Source organism: Flavobacterium sp. (assembly GCF_049590715.1).
GTDB lineage: Bacteria > Bacteroidota > Bacteroidia > Flavobacteriales > Flavobacteriaceae > Flavobacterium.
In genome coordinates, this window is sequence record NZ_JBAWDL010000252.1 from 22,077 (window position 1) to 41,939 (window position 19,863).

The following is a 19,863-nucleotide window of genomic DNA, read 5'->3' on the forward strand; positions in this document are numbered from 1 at the left end:
TTTTATATATAAATTTTAAACAAACATGGACATAGTAACAATCGTCATTTCAGGGATAATAGGAATCGCAGGTGGTTTCAGCATCGCAAAAATCATAGAAAAAAGCAATATTTCTAATTTAATCAAAAATGCTAAAAAAGAGGCAACTTCTATACTAAAAGACGCTAATCTTGAAGCAGAAAACATAAAAAAAGATAAAATTCTTCAAGCAAAAGAAAAATTTATTGAATTAAAATCAGAGCATGAACAAGTAATTCTAGCTAGAGATAAAAAGGTTGCCGAAGTTGAAAAAAGAACGAGAGACAAAGAATCTCAAATTTCTAACGAACTTTCGAAAGCAAAAAAAATTAATGACGATTTTGAAAATAAAACAGCTGAAATTAGTACTAAAATTGAAACTTTAGAAAAAAAACAAGCTGAAGTTGACAAATTACACAAAAGTCAACTACAACAATTAGAAGTTATTTCTGGACTATCTACAGAAGAAGCTAAAAATCAATTAATAGAAGGATTGAAAGCAGAGGCCAAAACATCAGCAATGTCTCATATCCAAGATACTATTGAAGAAGCTAAACTTACAGCGCAACAAGAAGCTAAAAAAATCATTATCAATACGATTCAAAGAGTTGGTACAGAAGAAGCTGTTGAAAACTGTGTATCTGTATTCAACATTGAATCTGACGATGTAAAAGGACGCATTATTGGTCGTGAAGGACGTAATATTAGAGCTATTGAAGCAGCTACAGGAGTGGAAATCATTGTTGATGATACACCTGAAGCAATTATCCTTTCATGTTTTGATCCTGTTCGAAGAGAAATTGCTCGTTTAGCACTACACAAATTAGTTACTGATGGTCGTATTCACCCAGCGCGTATCGAAGAAGTTGTTGCTAAAACAGCAAAACAAATTGACGATGAAATTATTGAAGTTGGAAAACGTACCGTTATCGACTTAGGAATTCATGGTTTACACCCAGAATTAATCAAAGTAGTTGGACGTATGAAATACCGTTCTTCTTACGGACAAAACTTACTACAACACTCTCGCGAAGTATCTAAACTTTGTGGAATAATGGCCGCAGAACTAGGATTGAATGTAAAATTAGCTAAAAGAGCTGGTTTACTTCATGATATTGGTAAAGTTCCAGATACAGAAAGCGACTTACCTCATGCTTTATTAGGAATGCAGTGGGCGGAAAAATATGGTGAAAAAGAAGAAGTTTGTAACGCTATTGGTGCTCACCACGATGAAATTGAGATGAAATCATTATTATCTCCTATTATTCAAGTTTGCGATGCAATCTCTGGTGCAAGACCAGGTGCAAGAAGACAAGTTTTAGATTCTTACATCCAACGTTTGAAAGATCTTGAAGAAGTTGCTTTTGGTTTTAGCGGTGTTAAAAACGCATACGCTATTCAAGCAGGTAGAGAACTTCGTGTAATTGTAGAGAGTGAAAAAGTCTCTGACGATAATGCAGCAACTTTATCTTTTGAAATATCTCAAAAAATCCAAACTGAAATGACTTATCCAGGTCAAGTTAAAGTAACCGTAATTAGAGAAACCAGAGCAGTGAATATTGCGAAGTAAAAACTAAATTTAAAATATTTAAAATCCAAGTTCTAATTTGTTTATTAGGATTTGGATTTTTTTTATTGGAAGTCGAAAGACAAACTTCTAAATTCTAACTCCCTGCTTTTAACTAAAATGATTTTCTAGGGTGATACGTATTGACAACCTCAGCCAAAAATTTCCTATCAAGATGTAAATATACCTCAGTAGTTGTAATGGACTCATGTCCTAACATTAATTGAATAGAACGCAAGTCGGCGCCATTTTCGAGTAAATGCGTTGCAAACGAATGGCGAAAAGTATGGGGACTTATTTTTTTATTTAAACCAATTTCGACTGCCAGTTTTTTTATAATAGTAAAAATCATGGCTCTCGTTAACTGATTGCCCCTTCTATTCAAAAATAGCGTATCCTCACATCCTTTTTTAATAGCAAGATGCGTACGAACCGTTTCTCTATAAATTGCAATGTATTTTTGAGACAAATCACCAATAGGAACAAAGCGTTGCTTATTACCCTTACCCGTAATTTTTACAAATCCTTCATCAAAGAACAAATCAGATATTTTTAACGAAACTAATTCAGAAACTCGCAAACCACAACCATACAACATTTCAAGTATAGCACGATTGCGCTCTCCTTCATTTGAGGATAAATCAATGGCACTAATAAGTGCGTCAATTTCGTCCAATGATAAAGTATCCGGGAGTTTCCTGCCTATCTTAGGACTTTCAATTAACTCTAAAGGATTATCTGTTCGGTAATCTTCAAATATCAAATAACTAAAAAAACTCTTCAAACCTGAAATAATTCTAGCTTGAGAACGAGCGTTTACCTGAGAAGAAACAGCGTAAATAAACTGCTGAAGGATCTCTTCATTTATTTTCAAAGGAGAGATATTAATATTGTTCTCTTGAAGATACTGACACAAACGTTCAATATCAAAAGAATAATTATCTACGGTATTCTTAGATAATCCTCTTTCGATTTTAAGGTACGACTGAAAATTTTTAATAAAAGTTGTCCAACTCATACCCACAAAGAAAAGGATTTAAGGACAAATAAATGATATAAAATCAATTAAAAGTATACCCCACCATTAAAGACAAAAGACTGTTGCGATTGTAAAAATCCGAAACATAATCCGAATGAGTCATTTTAGTAAGCCCCACATAATATCGAATTTCTATGGCAATAGCATTTTTAAATTCATAACCTGCTCCAAAATCTAAACCAAAATCCAAGTTTTCAAACTCTTGTTTGACCTCTCTTTCAACAGTACTACCTAACACTTCTCCTTTAGCATTAGCATTCAGTAAAATTGCTACTTGAGGCCCAGCCTTTATAAAAGTATTTTTGGTTGCATAATATTTCAAAAGGACAGGGAAATAAAGGTAGGACAATTTAACTTGTCCTTCGCCCGTAAAATTAACGCCTCCATATTCTAATTGAATATTATCTTTTTTCACTTCTTGAATGCGATACATCACTTCATTTTCAATTGAAAATTTGTCATTTATTTTAGTTTCTAAAAAACCTCCAAATTGATAACCAATCTTTGATTTTACATCATTACTAGAAAAAGACGTATTGAGACCTGCCTTAATACCAAATTTAAGATCCTGGGCATGAGAAATTGTAAAAACAAGAATGAACAATGGCAAAATAATTTTCTTCATAATCAATAGTATAATTTTTGATAAACATACAGACTTATTTTATCAAAAAAAAATAACTCTTAATTCAGTCTGACCAAAAACAAAAAAAACCTCTCGAATTGAGAGGTTTTAATAAAATAACATTTTTTATACTAGAAATGCAAAGTAAGATTGATTGAAGTAATCCCAACATTCCCGATTCCGAAATTTGTACTTTTACCACCTTCAGTAGTTACAGCTGGTGCCGTTCCTACTTGAGATGTAGTTTCGCTTTTACCTTTCAAATCAACACCTACTCTGTAAGTATATTGTGCTCCAATAGCAAATTTAGGGAAAATAAAATATTCAGCTCCTAAAAATCCTTGAACTCCTAAACCTAATCCAAAACCATCTTTAACTTCTGTACTAGAAACAAATGTTCCAGTTGTAGTAGCAGTTGTAGTAGCATCAGTTGTTTTAGAGCTAATTGTAACTAATGCATCAGCACCATAAAAACCTTGTAACCTTGTGTTACCTCTTCTCCATTCTTTACCTAAACCAGCTGTTAAATCAAAACCTGTTGTTTTAGTTTCTACATTATTTGCCCCTACAACTTCAGTCTCATTATTTGATCCAAAACCAAGATTAGCAACAACTCTTAATGCTTCCTTATCTGTTAAGAATTTTTTTCCAACAAAACTATTAGCTTTAACAAAACCAACTGACGGTGCACCGTTTCCAGCACTACCATTGAAAGAGTTTCCAACATAGCTAAAAATCCCATCAGCATTAAAGCTAATAGCCCAGTCACCAGCTTCTGGTAAAAAGTTTTCTCCTCTTTTAGATTTTAAATCTTGTGCATTCATTGCTCCAAAAGCAAAAATAGCTGCTACAGTAAAAATAATTTTTTTCATAAATTTTCTTTTTTTTTGTTTGAAGAAACAAATGTAAAAATATTCTTCAATAAAAATAACACTACATGTAAAAGGAGATTGTTTTTTAACATAAAAAACATGGCTAAAAAACATAAAATACTAAAAATCAATCTATTTAAAAAAATAAAAAAGTAATGTTTTTTTCTGTAAAGAAATAAAAAACTTACAAAATATTAAAAACTAGCATTAAATAAAACAAACTAAAACTAAACATTAACAATTGAATGTAGTTAATGTACATAATAATAAAAGTTCCAATAAAAAAGAGGCTACTTCACAGCAGTGAAATAACCTCTTTCCTATTTGTTTTAAAAATTTTATAATTTAAAGTTAACCCCTAAATTAACAGAATTAACTGAACCATTTTCAACAGAAATTCCTTTGTAACCTGCATATACTTCAAAAGTATCACCGTTATATCCAAATTTTGGTTGGTACAAAAGTCCTCCTTTACCATCCTTACTAGTTGCAATTGCATATCCTAAATCAGCTCCTAAAAACCAATCCGTTGCAATATTGTATTTTGCTGTAGCTGCAACTGGAATAAAACCAATACTTTCAACTTTATAACTTCCACCTGGGATATCAATTGTTTTCCCTAAATAGGTAGAATAACCAGACGCAATACCAGCTTCAAATTTATCTGAGATACCCCAAACATAAGCAACATCAGCTCCAATATTCAAAGAATGTGAGTCCTTAAGGTCACCAATAGGTAATCCCAAATGAGCTCCAACCTTAAAATTTCCTTCTTGTGCATTTGCAAAACCGAACGCAAAAATTGATACAGTTGTTAAAATAATTTTTTTCATGTTAAATAATTTTTAAATTAATATAATCAAATATAAAAAATTATCATATTATCATAAATATACTTAAAAATCAATTGTCAACAGACTTATTAACAACAGCACTAAATATGCTTCACTATTAAAAACAAAAAAAACTCGTCGATTATATAAATGGATATTATATAAAATAAATTCATTAAATTACAACAAAGTTCACTATAAAGAGTTTTAAATTGCACTCAATAAACCTTCAAAAATAAACATCATGAAAAAAACCATTTTAATCGCCTCATTACTATTAGGAGTATCCACTATTACTCACGCACAATTAGTTAAATTTGGAGTTAAGGCAGGGGTTAACTTTGCTAATCAAAGCGGAACTGATATTACTGTCGCTTCAAAGAATTATAGTATAGAAGAGGGAATTACTAGTTACCATGCTGGGGTAGTAGCCGAAATCAAATTATTAGAAAATTTTGCTATTCAACCTGAACTTATCTATTCTACTCAAGGAGCTACCTACAAAAATGCTGCGGAAGAATTTAAAAATGAATTAGGATATGTATCTATCCCAGTGTTAGCCAAGTTTTCTTTAAATAAGAGTTTGACTCTTGATTTAGGACCTCAAGCGTCTTTCTTATTGAGTGAACGAAACAACTTTGACTATAAAGAATCAAAAACCTTTGAATTTGCAGTTGTAGGAGGACTAGGATTTAATATTACTGAGAATTTATTTTTACAAGCGCGTTACGGACTCGGACTTACGGAAGCTAGTAAAAATGCCGAAATTAAAAATTCAAATTTTCAAATTTCTGCTGGATTTCTTTTCTAAAAATCTTCAAAGAAATTTCATAACAAACCGTTCTATATTGGAACGGTTTTTTTATTTTTACAAAAAAAATATGAAAATATGCATCATTAACGGCCCTAATCTTAATCTATTAGGGAAGCGTGAACCAGAAGTTTATGGTAGTCAAACTTTTGAAGAATACTTTACCAACTTACAAATAAAATATCCTACTATTGATTTTGTCTATTACCAAAGTAATATTGAAGGTGAATTAATTGATAAAATTCAAGAATACGGTTTCAATTACGATGGAATCATCTTAAATGCAGGGGCTTATACTCATACTTCTATTGGTATTGGTGATGCTATTAAAGGGATCACAACACCAGTGATTGAGGTTCATATTTCAAATACCTTTTCTAGAGAGAGTTTTAGACACCAGTCTTATATTTCTGGAAATGCAAAAGGAGTTGTTCTGGGATTTGGATTAAAAAGTTATGATTTAGCGATTCAATCGTTTTTATAAAAAAGATTGTAGATTTTAAAATCTTTATGGGATTTTTTTAATCATATCAACCATTTAAGTTTTTTAGCACCTCATTTATTTTAAAACATTTAAGAGATTTAAGACCATTTAAGAATGGACTCGTCCATTTCCTTTAATGTAAAACTTTAATTGAAATTTATTTGATGAATGATTTTTGATTGTAGATTTTAATGCACCAAAACGTTACTCTTCAATCAAAAATCTAATCAGGTTCAATATGAATCAAGACGTTTCCTATATATGGCATTTCTTTTTTCAAAGTATCTTTCAATTTGTGGGCTAAATCATGCCCTTCCTTTACTGTAATCGTTGAATTAACAATAGCATGTAAATCAACATGATATTTCATTCCTGCTTTTCTAATAAAACATTTTTCAGTTGCAATAATTCCATTAACCGTGGTTGCAACTAAACGAATCTTCTCAACTAGGTCGTCATACAAATGTTCATCCATTATTTCACCAAGAGCAGGACGAAAGATCATATAACTATTATAAATAATAAATACCGAAGCAAAAAGCGCTGCCCAATCATCAGCAGCTTCAAATCCTTTTCCTAAAATTAAAGCTATTGTAATTCCTACAAAAGCAGCAATTGAGGTAATAGCATCACTCCTATGATGCCAAGCATCTGCCTTTAACGAAGAACTATTAGCTTCAATCCCTCTTTTCATGACAAGTCTAAACGAATATTCTTTCCATATAATAATTGCACCCAGCACAAATAAAGTCCATGATTTAGGTAATTCATGGGGTGTATTTATATTGACAATACTCTCATAAGCAATAACGGTTGCTGAAGTAATCAAAAAACCTACTACTATAAATGTAATTAATGGCTCCGCACGACCATGACCATAAGGATGGTTTTTATCAGCAGGTCTACTAGAATATTTAATACCGAATAAGACTAAAAAAGAAGCAAAAATATCCGTTGTGGATTCAATAGCGTCAGCAATCAAAGCATAAGAATTACCAAAAAAACCAGCGAATCCTTTAATAATTGCTAAGCTTGTGTTTCCTATAATGCTAAAATATGTGGCCTGAATTGCTTTATTTTGATCTGACATATAATAAGTCTAAAGTTTAAAAGTCGTAAAATAAAAAGTATTGTATAGTTTTAAAATCAACAATAAATATTTTCAAAATACAATAATAGTAAGTATAAACTTAAAAGAATATTGTCGATTAAAACCAACAATTCATCATTTTATATAATTTTAAAAAAATCACTACTTAATAAGTAACGAACGCCGTTTAATGTCATTTTTTAAAATTGCATATAAATAAATCAAATTATTGAATTTTAATTATTTATTATGATGTTAGCGCTTTTGACTTTATGACTTTTAAATTATACTTACATGTAAATAAAAATCGTTTAAACAAACTTCTTTAAAACTTAAAAAAGGATATTTAAACGATTTACAAAATAAGTTTTAAGCTTTATTCTTCTCTTATAATATTAGCTCCAATTGCTCTTAATCTTTCGTCAATATTTTCATATCCACGATCAATTTGCTCTATATTTTGAATAATACTCGTTCCTTTTGCTGAAAGTGCCGCAATCAATAAAGAAATACCTGCACGAATATCTGGAGAAGACATCGTAGTCGCTTTCAATGTTGATTTAAAATCGTGTCCCATAACTACTGCTCTATGGGGATCACACAACATAATTTTAGCCCCCATATCAATTAATTTATCCACAAAGAACAAACGACTTTCGAACATTTTTTGATGAATCAAAACATCCCCTTTTGCTTGAGTTGCCACTACTAGTAGAATACTCAATAAATCTGGTGTAAATCCAGGCCAAGGTGCATCTGCAACTGTCAAGATAGAACCATCAATATCCGTTTTCACTTCGTAACCATCATTATGAGCAGGAATATATATATCATCTCCTCTACGTTCTAAAGTAATCCCTAACTTTCTAAACGTATTAGGAATCAATCCTAAATTATCCCAACTTACATTTTTGATAGTAATTTCACTTCTAGTCATGGCTGCTAATCCAATCCATGAACCAATTTCAATCATATCAGGTAAAATTCGGTGCGTACAACCACCCAAACTTTTTACTCCTTCAACAGTCAATAAATTAGAACCTACTCCAGTGATTTTAGCCCCCATCGAGTTCAACATCTTACATAATTGTTGCAAGTAAGGCTCACAGGCAGCATTATAAATTGTTGTTGTTCCTTTAGCCAATACAGCAGCCATTACAATGTTAGCCGTACCAGTAACCGAAGCCTCATCTAATAACATATAAGTCCCTACTAAACCATCAGAAGCCTCAACACCATAAAAATGATCTTCTCTATTATAACGAAATTTAGCTCCTAAATTGATAAATCCTTCAAAATGCGTATCTAATCTTCTTCTTCCTATTTTATCTCCTCCTGGTTTAGGAATATATCCTTTTCCAAAACGAGCCAAAAGTGGCCCAACAATCATAATAGAACCTCTTAACGCTCCTCCTTCTTTTTTGAAAGCTTCCGTTTCAAGATAGTCTACATTCACTTCATCAGCCTGAAAATCATACGATCCGTGACCATTTTTATGTATTTTAACTCCTAAATTACCTAAGAGTTTAATCAATTTATTGATATCAATAATATCAGGAATATTGTTTATAGTTACTTTTTCAGGAGTCAAAAGTACTGCACACAAAATTTGTAATGCTTCGTTTTTAGCTCCTTGTGGTGTAATTTCACCTTTAAGACGAATACCTCCTTCTATTTTAAATATTCCCATATTAATTTGCGAGTTAAATTTATGTTTTTAGTTTTTAGTACTTTTTATACCTCCATAAGTCAATCAACTTATTTTTGGCTATTATTTTTATTGAATGGTTTTTTACCAATTGTATTTTTTTTATTCTGAATCTTAGGTTGCCCAGCACCAACATTAATTTTATTTGATATGCGTTTGTTAGTACGCAATAAATCAGTGGTATTGATCAACTCTTCTGAACTCTGTAGCAAATTTAATTTACCATCAGAAAGCTCATATAAATGTTCAAAAATCACATCATCTTTCACGGTATCTTTATTCCAACTCAAATACGATTTCTTCATGTGATTAGCAATAACTTTCACTAAAGCATTTTTCATTTCGCCTTCGTCCCAACCGTTAGCCACATCAATCATGTATTTGATGTTGTTGCCATAATATCTATATTTAGGGAAATTTTGAGGATACTGCAATACATCGGGTTTCAACTGCAATACTTCTCTCGAAGGAATCGGATAAGGCGACTCTACATTTAATTTGAAGTCAGACATAATAAACAACTGATCCCATAATTTATGCTGAAAATCAAGTACATCACGCAAATGAGGATTCAAAGTTCCCATTACCTGAATAATGTATTTTGCCGCTTTATTACGCTCTTCATCGCTTTCTATCAATGTAGCTTGATCAATCAATTTTTGCAAATGACGACCATACTCAGGAATGATTAAATGAGATCTTTCAGCATTATACTCCATATGATGTACTACATCATTGGCATTTTCTTTTTGGTATTTTGAATTCATAAGTGAATTATATTTTGAATGGGAATGCCCATTTTCTTCTAATATCAACAATTTGGCTACAGCCAAAGAAGTATGCTTTTTATAAGGAAACAATCCCCTCTATAGTGGACAATTCTTGGTATTTTTCAATAACTGCTTGTGCACTTTCCATTTGAACATCAACGGATACACTAGTAAATTTAGCCGTTTTGGATTGGGTCGTTTTAATAACAGCTCCTAGACAATCAAAAGCCTTTTGTATTTGCTCAATCTTTTCCTTATCAGTAGGTACTATAAATTTGTATAAATATAAAGCAGGCCATGAATTACTTTTCTCTAGCTCCCCCTTTAGTCTTTCATAAAATTCTTCTGTCTTCTTATCCATCTTTACTATTAAAATAAAAGCAAATATACGGTTTCAAATGTAAAATAGTAACTAATAGAATATGATTTTTTGCCAAAATCAAAATAATATTTTAGACATACAAGACAAACGCATAAATTAAAAAACAACCGCAAATTCGCAGATTTTTTTTTCACTAAAACTATGAATTATGATTTATGTAATAAATCCGTTTATGTTCATTCAGTTTAAGATGACTTAAGTACATTCAAAACTAACTTATTTTTGATGATCCAGTAGCGAATATGTGAAGTATCATGCGGTTTAAAAAACAATGTGTTTGGTTTAATTTAGAAGCATTTGTTTTAAAATGCCAAATAGATTCAGTAAGTTTGAATTCTATCGAAAATAAAGTGCAGAAAAAAATAATTATAATTACTGGTGGACCTGGAACAGGAAAAACGACTATCCTGAATGGACTGAAAACCATGGGGTTTTGTTGTTATCCTGAAATTTCGAGAGCCATTACCCTAGAAGCTCAAAAAGAAGGAATTGAACAATTATTCCTCCAAAGACCTTTGCTTTTTAGTGAATTATTACTCAAAGGAAGAAAAGAGCAATTTGAAAATGCTTTAAAAGAACCAACTGATCTTATTTTTATCGATCGCGGACTCCCAGATATTACTGGTTATTTAGATTATATAGGCACAGATTACTCTGATTTTTTCTCCAAACCTTGTGAAGAAAATCTATATACTCAAGTATTTTCTCTACCTCCGTGGGAAGAAATTTATAAAAGTGATGAAGTTCGTTATGAAAATTTTGAACAAGCTAGTACTGTTCATCAATACATTATTAATTCCTATAAAAAATTTCAATACACTCCAATCGAAGTCCCTAGAGACAGTGTCGAAAACCGAATTCAATTTATATTAAAATCTATCCATCAAGAATCTTAAATATTGATTCCACCCTATGTCAGAAGCTTTAGAAATCCTAAAAAAATATTGGCAACATGACCGTTTTAGACCGCTACAAAATGAAATCATTGATTCTGTTTTGAGCGGAAAAGATACTTTTGCTTTGTTACCAACAGGAGGAGGTAAATCGATTTGTTTCCAAGTTCCCGCAATGATGCAAAAAGGAATTTGCATGGTAATTTCACCATTGATTGCCTTAATGAAAGATCAGGTCGCCAACTTACAAAGTCGGGATATCAAAGCCATTGCTTTAACAGGAGGAATAAAATCAAACGAAATGATTGATCTTTTAGACAATTGTCAGTTTGGAAATTATAAATTTCTTTATTTATCTCCAGAACGTTTGCAGTCTGACTGGATATTAGAACGACTAAAAAACATCGATATCAACCTTATCGCTATAGATGAAGCACATTGTGTATCTCAGTGGGGACATGACTTTAGACCTGCTTATTTAAAAATATCCAATCTAAAAACGACTTTTCCAAAAGTCCCTTTTCTTGCTTTAACAGCAACAGCAACGGATCGCGCAAAAGAAGATATTCTAAAAGAATTAGGATTAGAAAAACCAGTTTCGTTTCACCAATCTTTTGCTCGAAAAAATATAGCTTATATGGTTTTTGAAGCCGAGGATAAAATCTATAAAATTCAACAAATTTTAAAGAAAAACCCACAGTCTTCTATCATTTATGTACGAAACAGAAGATCTTGCAAAGAAATTTCCTCTCAATTACAAAATTTAGGCTTCAAAGCAACTTATTATCACGGCGGTCTGCATTCTAGAGAAAAAGACAAAAACATGGCACTCTGGATGGAAGAAAAAGCACAAGTTATGGTTGCCACTAATGCTTTTGGAATGGGAATTGACAAGGCGAATGTCAAAACCGTCATTCATATTCAACTACCTGAAAACATAGAAAACTATTATCAAGAAGCAGGACGTTCAGGACGAAACGGCAACAAAGCTTTTGCCATTTTATTAACCAGTCCATCAGACAAACTTCAAGCGGAAAGTCAGTTTATAAACACGCTGCCAGATAAGTCTTTTTTGAACCTCGTTTATTTAAAACTGAATAGTTTTTTTCAGATTGCATATGGCGAAGGTATAAATGAAACGTTTTCTTTTAACCTAAATCACTTTTGTCTTAAATATAATTTTCCTGTATTAAAAGCTTACAATGCTATCCAGTTTTTAGATAGACAAGGAGTCCTTAGTTTATCTCAAGAATTCTCAGAAAAAATCAGTTTGCAGTTTATTATTTCCTCCAAAGAAGTATTACGCTATATCAGTATGAATAGATATGACGAAGAAATTGTTCTCGCCATCCTCAGAACTTATCCAGGGATTTATGAAATAGAAACCGCTTTTAACAGTGCTTTAATTGCTAAAAAATCACATCATTCTGAAAAAGAAGTATTGAAACTTTTAGAAAAACTTCAAGAAAAAAAAATCATTACTTATCATTCTAAAGGCAATGACACTTCCCTTACTTTTAACGAAATTCGCGAAGACGAAAGAACCATTAGTAGAGTCGCTAAATATTTAGAGAATCAAAACCAACTTAAAAAAGACCAATTGCAATCGGTTTTACATTATGTATCCGAAAATAACATTTGTAAAAGTAAATTGATATTAAGTTATTTTGGCGAAAAGCAAACAACTGATTGCGGTATCTGCTCTTATTGTATTAGTAATAAGCAAAAAACAACCAATATTGAAACGCTATCAAAACAAATCTTAAAATTACTAAAAATAGAGGCTTTAAATTCAAGAGAAATAGAAAACAGAACCCATACTAACAATGACACTATTATATTTGTACTCCAACAACTATTAGAAAATGAAATTATAATAGTGAATCCTAATAACACCTATACTTTAAAATCATAATGGAAAAATTACGAATTATTTTTATGGGAACTCCTGAATTTGCAGTAGGGATTCTTGATACTATCATCCAAAACAACTATACGGTAGTAGGTGTAATCACCGCTGCGGACAAACCCGCTGGTCGTGGACAAAAACTAAAATTTTCAGCCGTTAAAGAATATGCCTTAACCCATAACCTTACGCTATTGCAACCTACAAATCTTAAAGATGAAGGTTTTTTAACGGAATTAAGAGCATTGAATGCTAATTTACAAATTGTAGTCGCTTTTAGAATGCTTCCTAAAGTTGTTTGGGAAATGCCTGCTTTAGGGACATTCAACCTTCACGCTTCACTCCTACCTAATTACCGCGGAGCCGCTCCTATTAACTGGGCTATCATTAATGGTGAACAAAAAACAGGAGTAACTACTTTCTTTATTGACGACAAAATAGATACGGGTGCTATGATTTTGAGTTCAGAAACAGAGATTGTACCTGATGAAAATGCAGGTCAACTTCACGACAGACTAATAAACATAGGCAGCACTACTGTTATAGATACATTAACCTTGATAGAAAAAGGCAATATAGTCACTACGATTCAAACAGATTCTGCTGATATCAAAACTGCTTATAAACTAAACAAAGAAAATTGTAAAATTGATTGGACACAATCCGCAACCAACATTCACAATCTCATTAGAGGATTAAGTCCATATCCAGCGGCTTGGTGCAACGTATCAGACAAAAATGAAGAATGGAACATTAAAATATACGATTCTAAAATTAGTATTGAAGAACACCAACATGTAACAGGAACCATTATTTGCACTAAGAAAGAAATGAAAATTGCAGTGGAAAATGGTTTTATCCAGATATTAAGTCTGCAATTTCCTGGTAAAAAAAGAATGACAACTACCGAATTATTAAACGGAATTACCTTTACACCTGAAGCGAAAGCCTTTTAACCCCATAAAACAGTAAGGGTGGAGTATTTCCCAATAAAAAACCATTGTTTTATCAACAAATAACCTAAGTTATCAACAAAATAGTTTAAATTCATAGAAAACACTTGCTCAGTAAGGATTTCCTGCTAAATTTGTGTACAAGAATTCTTTAACCAACAAATTAATAACTTTTATTATGAACAAATCAGAATTAATTGATGCTATCGCTGCTGATGCAGGAATTACTAAAGCTGCTGCAAAATTAGCTTTAGAATCATTTTTAGGAAACGTAGGAGAAACTTTGAAAAAAGGTGGTAGAATATCTCTAGTAGGTTTTGGATCATGGTCAGTATCAGCTAGAGCTGCAAGAGACGGAAGAAATCCTCAAACAGGAAAAACTATCCAAATCGCTGCAAAAAATGTTGTAAAATTCAAAGCTGGTGCAGAATTAGAAGGAGCAGTAAACTAATTACACGTTTATCCCCTTAAAAGAAACAAAACCTTCCTTACGGAGGGTTTTTTTTTACATTTAAACGATAAAATTTGGGTGTTTTTTGTTTTTTTTCTTAAATTTAATAAAAAAACTACAGTGTTATGATTTCAGAAAAATTAATAAAAGGTCAACTGCTTATATCTGAGCCTTCTATAATTGGAGATTTATCATTCAATAGATCTGTAATTTTATTAGCGGATCATGATAATGAAGGTTCTGTAGGTTTTATCATCAACAAACCACTTAAATATACTATTAGTGACTTAATCCCTGAGATTAATTCCAAATTTAAAATTTACAATGGAGGTCCTGTTGAACAGGACAACCTTTATTTCATACATAATGTACCTGAATTAATCCCAAATAGTATTGAAATTTCAAATGGAATTTATTGGGGAGGTGATTTTGAATCTACAAAAGACTTAATTAACGAGGGAACCATTACTAAAGATAACATTCGTTTTTTCTTAGGGTATTCTGGTTGGCATCAAAACCAGTTGGAAACAGAAATGAATGCTAACTCATGGATTGTAACTACTAATAATTACAAAAATAAAATTATAGGTAAGTCACCTACTCATTTTTGGAAAGATCAAATCAAAGAATTAGGTGGTGATTACTTAATTTGGTCTAATGCTCCTGAAAACCCGTATTTGAATTAATACGATTATAAAAAGACTTAAACGCAATCTCTACAAATGCATTCAAGTCTTTTTTCTTTCTAATTGACATTACTTTTTGACTAACAACAACTCATTTAATTTTCCTAATAACAACTGTGCCGTTTGCGTTTCAAAATTTTTCTTTTTGTATTTTGTAATCGGCTGAATACCTTTAATTACATTGGTAATAAACAATTCATCTGCTTTTTGAAGATCAAAAGGCGAGATGATTTGCTCAATTACTTCAAGCTTTTCTATTTTTGAGGCTAGAGCCAAAATTTGCTTTCTCATCACTCCATTCAAACAACCCTCAGAAACTGGAGGCGTAATTAATTTATTCCCCAAAAGCATAAAAATATTCCCCTGAATTGCTTCTACTACATTTTTGCTATCATTTAAAAGCAAACAGTTATCTAAACCATTTTCATAGGCAAAAATACTAGCAGTAGTATTCAATAATCGATTTGTTGATTTTATAGAAGATAGCAACTGTTTGGTAATGTAAAAATCTTTAAATAAATCTACTTCATATCCCTTTGTCTCAAAGGCATATTGCGTATCTGGTAATTTAGTTGCGTGCACTAAAAAAGAAACGGTATTGTATTTTGGTAAATAATACCCTCCATCATTTCTAAATACCGTAATCCTAACTCTAGCAGAAGCCAAAAAACCATTTGAAGTCACTACCGACAATAATTGTTCCTCGAAGTACTCCATGGTAAAGTTCATTGGGATCTCCATTCGAACAACACGCATAGAAGCCATTAATCGAAAGTAATGATCTTCTAGAAAAAGAATCGTACCTCTTAACACTTTTACTGTTTCAAAAACAGCATCACCATATAAAAAGGCACGGTTTTGAGTCAATATATTAGCATCCTCAGACACTATTGTTCCATTAAAATTAATCATAAAAAAAGCCCTGAATTTTGTTCAGGGCAAATATATGTTATAATAAACTATTTTACTATACTGAACCTAGTAGATGTTTCAAATCTGAGATTTGATTCTCCCATAATAATTTTGCTTCGTCTAATTCATCACTATCAGCAAAATCAACTATCATTAAAGAAACATCTTTGGTTAACTCATCTACTAAAATATGAATTTCAAAAAACAAATCAGTATCCTTATTATTATTATCCACCCATTTGAATTTTACTTTTTCACCGGTTTTCTTAGACGCTAATCTTGCTTTCTCTTCGGAATCATTCCAAATGAAAGTAAAAAACTCACCACGTGAATTTACATTATCAGCAAACCACTCTGACAAACCTGAAGGCGTCGAAATATATTGGTACAATAACTGAGGAGATGAATTGATAGGGAACTCTATTTCGTAACGCACTTTTTGATCCATGAGACTTATTAATTTTTTTCGAATATATAGAATATAACTCCGATAAAAAAACGTTTTTAAAAATATTTTTTTTTCTTTCAAATATACTTGTTTCCTTTAATAAAAGTTTTATATTTGCACCCGCAATGAGGGATATAATTCTTACTGCATTTGGCGAGGTAGCTCAGTCGGTTAGAGCGCAGGATTCATAACCCTGAGGTCACGAGTTCAAATCTCGTTCTCGCTACATAAAATACAAGGACTTACGTTTTTTCGTAAGTCCTTTTTTTATTAGAGCGACTTTTAAGAGTGACTTTTTAAACACCAAACACCCTAGTTTTCAAAATAGCTTCTTCTATTACAACAATACTTTAAAATCCACAGGACAAGCTGTAGCTATATTACACGATAATATTTTGTATGAGATAATATTGAAAAAGTAGGTAAAAGCTTTTTTCGAAATAACCTATTTACATACTATTTTACGTTAACAACAAGGAAATCACATACTAAGGGAGTAAAAGCCAACATTTTTTGATGGAAAAATCGTCTAGTAAAGACATTTAGATAAAAGAAAATCAAGGATATGATTATAGAACTAATGTTTGTCATATCTTTAAAAAAACCTTTAAAACTAAAGAGATTTAAAAGATTCCATCAAGATATTCAATCCAGAAAACCGATACAAGTGTAAAGAAACATATCATATCCTAACAAATACATAAAAGCATTTGAGAACGTTTTTAACACAAAGGAATCATTGCCCGAGACAAAACGAGTTTAGATATCACATACCTAAAAAATAATTTCCTATCAGATTTAGACAGTTTACCTGATTCTGATATTCTTCTTTTGGAGATTATTAAAATATTGAAGCAAGCTTAAATTGTATTAGGCCAATTATTGCTTCGTTGAAATAAAAACATACAGTAAAAAATAATTACTTCCCTTTTAAGATAATTTAAAGAAAATAAGCTAATCTTTTTAATATAGTCATAAAGATTTAATGAAACAAATACCATTTAGTCTTAAAATTTACCGTAATAATTTTAAGTTACTACAACAGCAATTTCACTAGGTGAAATTCCATAAACCAAGTTTTTAAAATCAGAAGTGATAGCGAAATAATAGAAAATTTAAAAACTGCCAAGAAAAAAATAAAAAAACACAACATATTAAAAACCAGTAAATTGAATATTTTTACTCACCTTTAAATTACAATAATATATAATATATGAAGCTTACTTTTATTCCTTTACAACTTTTTAAAATATCATTACATCTACAGGATAGATGAAAAACATTAATTAAAACTCAAACGTTCTACACCTAAAATAGAACATCTTAAAGTGTCATTATTTTAACTAATTTTTAGAATTATCACTCCAACATGTCAAAATATATCCTAAAAAACTTTTGACAGGTTAATAAGGACATTTTGTTTTAGTAAACGCTAAGGTTTTTTAGTTCAATTATACTAAATAGGCTTACCCTATTTGTTTTTTATTCTTTTAGTCAAACCTAAAATAAAACAGATAACACCGAAAACTAAAAACATATAATAGCCTTCAATACTATTGTTGCGAATCAGATTTGCAGCCACAAAACACAAAATACTTAAAAGATAAAGATTTAATGACGTCAATTTATGGAAAAAATTCATGGTTGTCTATTTAAAAAAACTATCTACAAACTCATATTTATTGAAGACTTGTAAATCTTCAATACCTTCGCCTACGCCAATGTATTTTACAGGAATTTGGAATTGGTCAGAGATACCAATCACCACACCACCTTTAGCAGTTCCGTCTAGTTTAGTAACAGCAAGTGAAGTCACCTCAGTAGCGGCAGTAAATTGTTTGGCTTGTTCAAAAGCGTTTTGACCTGTAGAACCATCTAGAACTAATAATACATCATGAGGAGCATCGCCCACTACTTTTTGCATCACGCGTTTGACTTTGGATAATTCATTCATCAAATTGACTTTGTTGTGCAAACGTCCTGCGGTATCAATAATAACAATATCTGCATTTTGAGCCACAGCTGACTGTAAAGTATCAAAAGCGACAGAAGCTGGATCACTACCCATGTCTTGACGAACAATAGGCACGCCTACTCTATCTGCCCAGATTTGTAATTGATCAATTGCTGCTGCTCTAAAAGTATCAGCCGCACCTAGAACTACATTATGACCTGCTTTCTTGAATTGATAAGCTAGTTTACCAATAGTAGTGGTTTTACCCACTCCATTGACACCAACGACCATCAAAACATATGGTTTGGCTTGAACAGGAATCACAAATTCGGTTGCCTCACCAGAATTGGTTTCTGACAATAAAGCAGCGATTTCTTCTTGAAGAATTCGGTTTAATTCATCTGTACCTAGAAATCTATCTTCGGCAACACGTTTTTCAATACGCGTAATAATTTTCAAAGTAGTATCTACCCCAACATCCGAAGAAACTAAAATTTCCTCCAGATTATCCAAAACATCATCATCTACTTTTGACTTTCCAGCAATGGCTTTCCCTAGCTTAGAAAAGAAAGATGTTTTTGATTTTTCAAGACCTTTATCTAATGATTGTTTTTCCTGTTTATTAAGGATAGGTTCTTTTTTTTCGGATGAAAATATTTTTTTGAAAAAACTCATAGTACTAATAATAAAAATGAATTGTGAATCAACTGCTTACTATAATTTCTAATTAGTTAAAGATAGAAAATAAAAAAGCTACTTTCGATAGGAAAGTAGCTTTTTTATATAATGTCTTTTAATTACTTCTTTTTCAAGAACTCATCAACAGCTTCTGGAGCTAAGATAGTTTCTACGAATGTATACGCACCCGTTTTTGGAGATTTCACCATTTTGATGGCTTTTGATAATCTCTTAGAAGATGTTTGTAACGATGCTACTGTTTTCTTTGCCATGATTCAAATGTTATTTAAATCTTTATTTTTATTAAACCTCTAAGATATTCTCTTTAAATTTTAATAAAAATAAAAATATTTAATTATTACTTAATTTCTTTGTGAACAGTTACACGCTTCAAAACTGGATTAAATTTCTTAATCTCTAATCTATCAGGAGTGTTTTTTTTGTTCTTTGTAGTTATATATCTTGAAGTTCCTGCAACACCAGTTGTTTTGTGTTCAGTACATTCTAAAATTACCTGAATTCTATTACCTTTTTTTGCCATTTTGCTTTATATTTGATAGTGGATAAAGATTATTTGATAAATCCTTTAGATTGCGCTTTCTTCAAAACTGCATCTATTCCATTCTTGTTAATTGTTTTTATCGTAGATGCTGCTACTCTAAGAGTAATCCATCTATCTTCTTCTGGAAGATAAAAACGCTTCTTAACTAAGTTTACAGAAAATTTTCTCTTAGTTTTATTCATAGCGTGAGAAACGTTATTTCCTACCATCGCTCTTTTACC

Annotated in this window: 22 protein-coding genes and 1 tRNA gene; 9 read left to right on the forward strand and 14 right to left on the reverse strand. The window is 31.3% G+C overall.

The features are described 5' to 3' along the window. The first annotated feature begins 25 nt into the window (after positions 1 to 25). Complete coding sequence (gene rny / locus WBQ70_RS11545; RefSeq protein ID WP_423914317.1) at positions 26 to 1,588, forward strand: ribonuclease Y; 1,563 nt, start codon at positions 26 to 28, stop codon at positions 1,586 to 1,588. A 112-nt stretch (positions 1,589 to 1,700) separates the two neighbouring features. On the opposite strand, the gene xerD is transcribed toward rny, so the two are convergent. The 4 genes from xerD to WBQ70_RS11565 all read right to left on the reverse strand — a co-directional run bounded on the left by xerD (position 1,701) and on the right by WBQ70_RS11565 (position 4,954). Beyond that, positions 1,701 to 2,603, reverse strand: coding sequence for a site-specific tyrosine recombinase XerD (gene xerD, locus WBQ70_RS11550; protein ID WP_423914319.1), 903 nt, complete (start codon positions 2,601 to 2,603; stop codon positions 1,701 to 1,703). Between the two features lie 43 nt (positions 2,604 to 2,646). Beyond that, entirely contained in the window at positions 2,647 to 3,249 is a 603-nt protein-coding gene (locus WBQ70_RS11555; protein WP_423914322.1) for a porin family protein, read from the reverse strand. Positions 3,250 to 3,380: 131 nt separating this feature from the next. Beyond that, positions 3,381 to 4,121, reverse strand: coding sequence for a hypothetical protein (locus tag WBQ70_RS11560; RefSeq protein WP_423914324.1), 741 nt, complete (start codon positions 4,119 to 4,121; stop codon positions 3,381 to 3,383). Positions 4,122 to 4,459: 338 nt separating this feature from the next. Then, positions 4,460 to 4,954, reverse strand: a complete 495-nt coding sequence (locus tag WBQ70_RS11565) for a hypothetical protein (protein WP_423914327.1) — start codon at positions 4,952 to 4,954, stop codon at positions 4,460 to 4,462. Positions 4,955 to 5,198: 244 nt separating this feature from the next. Between WBQ70_RS11565 and WBQ70_RS11570 the strand changes: the two genes are divergently transcribed. Both WBQ70_RS11570 and WBQ70_RS11575 read left to right on the forward strand, forming a co-directional pair. Continuing rightward, complete coding sequence (locus WBQ70_RS11570; protein ID WP_423914328.1) at positions 5,199 to 5,765, forward strand: porin family protein; 567 nt, start codon at positions 5,199 to 5,201, stop codon at positions 5,763 to 5,765. Between the two features lie 70 nt (positions 5,766 to 5,835). After that, positions 5,836 to 6,249, forward strand: coding sequence for a type II 3-dehydroquinate dehydratase (locus WBQ70_RS11575; RefSeq protein WP_423914330.1), 414 nt, complete (start codon positions 5,836 to 5,838; stop codon positions 6,247 to 6,249). 223 nt (positions 6,250 to 6,472) lie between these two features. Here WBQ70_RS11575 and WBQ70_RS11580 read toward each other — a convergent pair whose 3' ends face one another. The 4 genes from WBQ70_RS11580 to WBQ70_RS11595 all read right to left on the reverse strand — a co-directional run bounded on the left by WBQ70_RS11580 (position 6,473) and on the right by WBQ70_RS11595 (position 10,178). Continuing rightward, positions 6,473 to 7,339 carry a cation diffusion facilitator family transporter gene (locus WBQ70_RS11580; RefSeq protein WP_423914332.1) on the reverse strand — a complete coding sequence of 289 codons (867 nt, stop codon included), beginning with the start codon at positions 7,337 to 7,339 and terminating at the stop codon, positions 6,473 to 6,475. A 376-nt stretch (positions 7,340 to 7,715) separates the two neighbouring features. After that, the gene (gene murA, locus WBQ70_RS11585) at positions 7,716 to 9,029 is read right to left on the reverse strand and encodes a UDP-N-acetylglucosamine 1-carboxyvinyltransferase (protein WP_423914334.1); all 1,314 of its coding nucleotides are present in this window, start codon (positions 9,027 to 9,029) and stop codon (positions 7,716 to 7,718) included. Between the two features lie 68 nt (positions 9,030 to 9,097). Further along, positions 9,098 to 9,814, reverse strand: a complete 717-nt coding sequence (locus WBQ70_RS11590; RefSeq protein WP_423914337.1) for a DUF4290 domain-containing protein — start codon at positions 9,812 to 9,814, stop codon at positions 9,098 to 9,100. 79 nt (positions 9,815 to 9,893) lie between these two features. Continuing rightward, a complete protein-coding gene (locus WBQ70_RS11595; RefSeq protein ID WP_423914340.1) occupies positions 9,894 to 10,178 on the reverse strand; it encodes a DUF493 family protein in 285 nt (94 codons plus the stop codon). Between the two features lie 371 nt (positions 10,179 to 10,549). On the opposite strand from WBQ70_RS11595, the gene WBQ70_RS11600 reads away from it, so the two are divergent. From WBQ70_RS11600 to WBQ70_RS11620, 5 genes are all read left to right on the forward strand, one after another. Next, positions 10,550 to 11,095, forward strand: coding sequence for an AAA family ATPase (locus WBQ70_RS11600; RefSeq protein ID WP_423914357.1), 546 nt, complete (start codon positions 10,550 to 10,552; stop codon positions 11,093 to 11,095). 16 nt (positions 11,096 to 11,111) lie between these two features. Beyond that, positions 11,112 to 13,007 (forward strand): RecQ family ATP-dependent DNA helicase, encoded by a 1,896-nt coding sequence (locus WBQ70_RS11605; RefSeq protein WP_423914341.1) that lies wholly within the window; start codon positions 11,112 to 11,114, stop codon positions 13,005 to 13,007. Beyond that, the gene (gene fmt, locus WBQ70_RS11610) at positions 13,007 to 13,954 is read left to right on the forward strand and encodes a methionyl-tRNA formyltransferase (RefSeq protein WP_423914343.1); all 948 of its coding nucleotides are present in this window, start codon (positions 13,007 to 13,009) and stop codon (positions 13,952 to 13,954) included. The genes WBQ70_RS11605 and fmt overlap by 1 nt, the downstream gene beginning before the upstream one ends. A 175-nt stretch (positions 13,955 to 14,129) precedes the next feature. Further along, positions 14,130 to 14,402 carry an HU family DNA-binding protein gene (locus tag WBQ70_RS11615; protein WP_320891725.1) on the forward strand — a complete coding sequence of 91 codons (273 nt, stop codon included), beginning with the start codon at positions 14,130 to 14,132 and terminating at the stop codon, positions 14,400 to 14,402. A 125-nt stretch (positions 14,403 to 14,527) separates the two neighbouring features. Next, entirely contained in the window at positions 14,528 to 15,088 is a 561-nt protein-coding gene (locus WBQ70_RS11620) for a YqgE/AlgH family protein (RefSeq protein WP_423914345.1), read from the forward strand. Positions 15,089 to 15,157: 69 nt separating this feature from the next. On the opposite strand, the gene WBQ70_RS11625 is transcribed toward WBQ70_RS11620, so the two are convergent. Both WBQ70_RS11625 and WBQ70_RS11630 read right to left on the reverse strand, forming a co-directional pair. Beyond that, positions 15,158 to 16,000 (reverse strand): aminotransferase class IV, encoded by an 843-nt coding sequence (locus WBQ70_RS11625; RefSeq protein ID WP_423914347.1) that lies wholly within the window; start codon positions 15,998 to 16,000, stop codon positions 15,158 to 15,160. A gap of 55 nt (positions 16,001 to 16,055) precedes the next feature. Next, positions 16,056 to 16,448, reverse strand: coding sequence for an START-like domain-containing protein (locus tag WBQ70_RS11630; protein WP_423914349.1), 393 nt, complete (start codon positions 16,446 to 16,448; stop codon positions 16,056 to 16,058). A 152-nt stretch (positions 16,449 to 16,600) separates the two neighbouring features. On the opposite strand from WBQ70_RS11630, the gene WBQ70_RS11635 reads away from it, so the two are divergent. Further along, a tRNA-Met gene (locus tag WBQ70_RS11635) sits at positions 16,601 to 16,674 on the forward strand. 1,422 nt (positions 16,675 to 18,096) lie between these two features. Here the strand turns inward: WBQ70_RS11635 and ftsY are convergent. From ftsY to rpmB, 4 genes are all read right to left on the reverse strand, one after another. After that, complete coding sequence (ftsY, locus tag WBQ70_RS11640; RefSeq protein WP_423914352.1) at positions 18,097 to 19,077, reverse strand: signal recognition particle-docking protein FtsY; 981 nt, start codon at positions 19,075 to 19,077, stop codon at positions 18,097 to 18,099. A gap of 122 nt (positions 19,078 to 19,199) precedes the next feature. Next, entirely contained in the window at positions 19,200 to 19,352 is a 153-nt protein-coding gene (locus tag WBQ70_RS11645; protein WP_220764364.1) for a DUF4295 domain-containing protein, read from the reverse strand. A gap of 86 nt (positions 19,353 to 19,438) precedes the next feature. After that, positions 19,439 to 19,621, reverse strand: coding sequence for a 50S ribosomal protein L33 (rpmG, locus tag WBQ70_RS11650; protein ID WP_108740707.1), 183 nt, complete (start codon positions 19,619 to 19,621; stop codon positions 19,439 to 19,441). 29 nt (positions 19,622 to 19,650) lie between these two features. Further along, on the reverse strand, positions 19,651 to 19,863 hold a 213-nt coding region (rpmB, locus tag WBQ70_RS11655; RefSeq protein ID WP_423914354.1), incomplete at its 5' end, for a 50S ribosomal protein L28.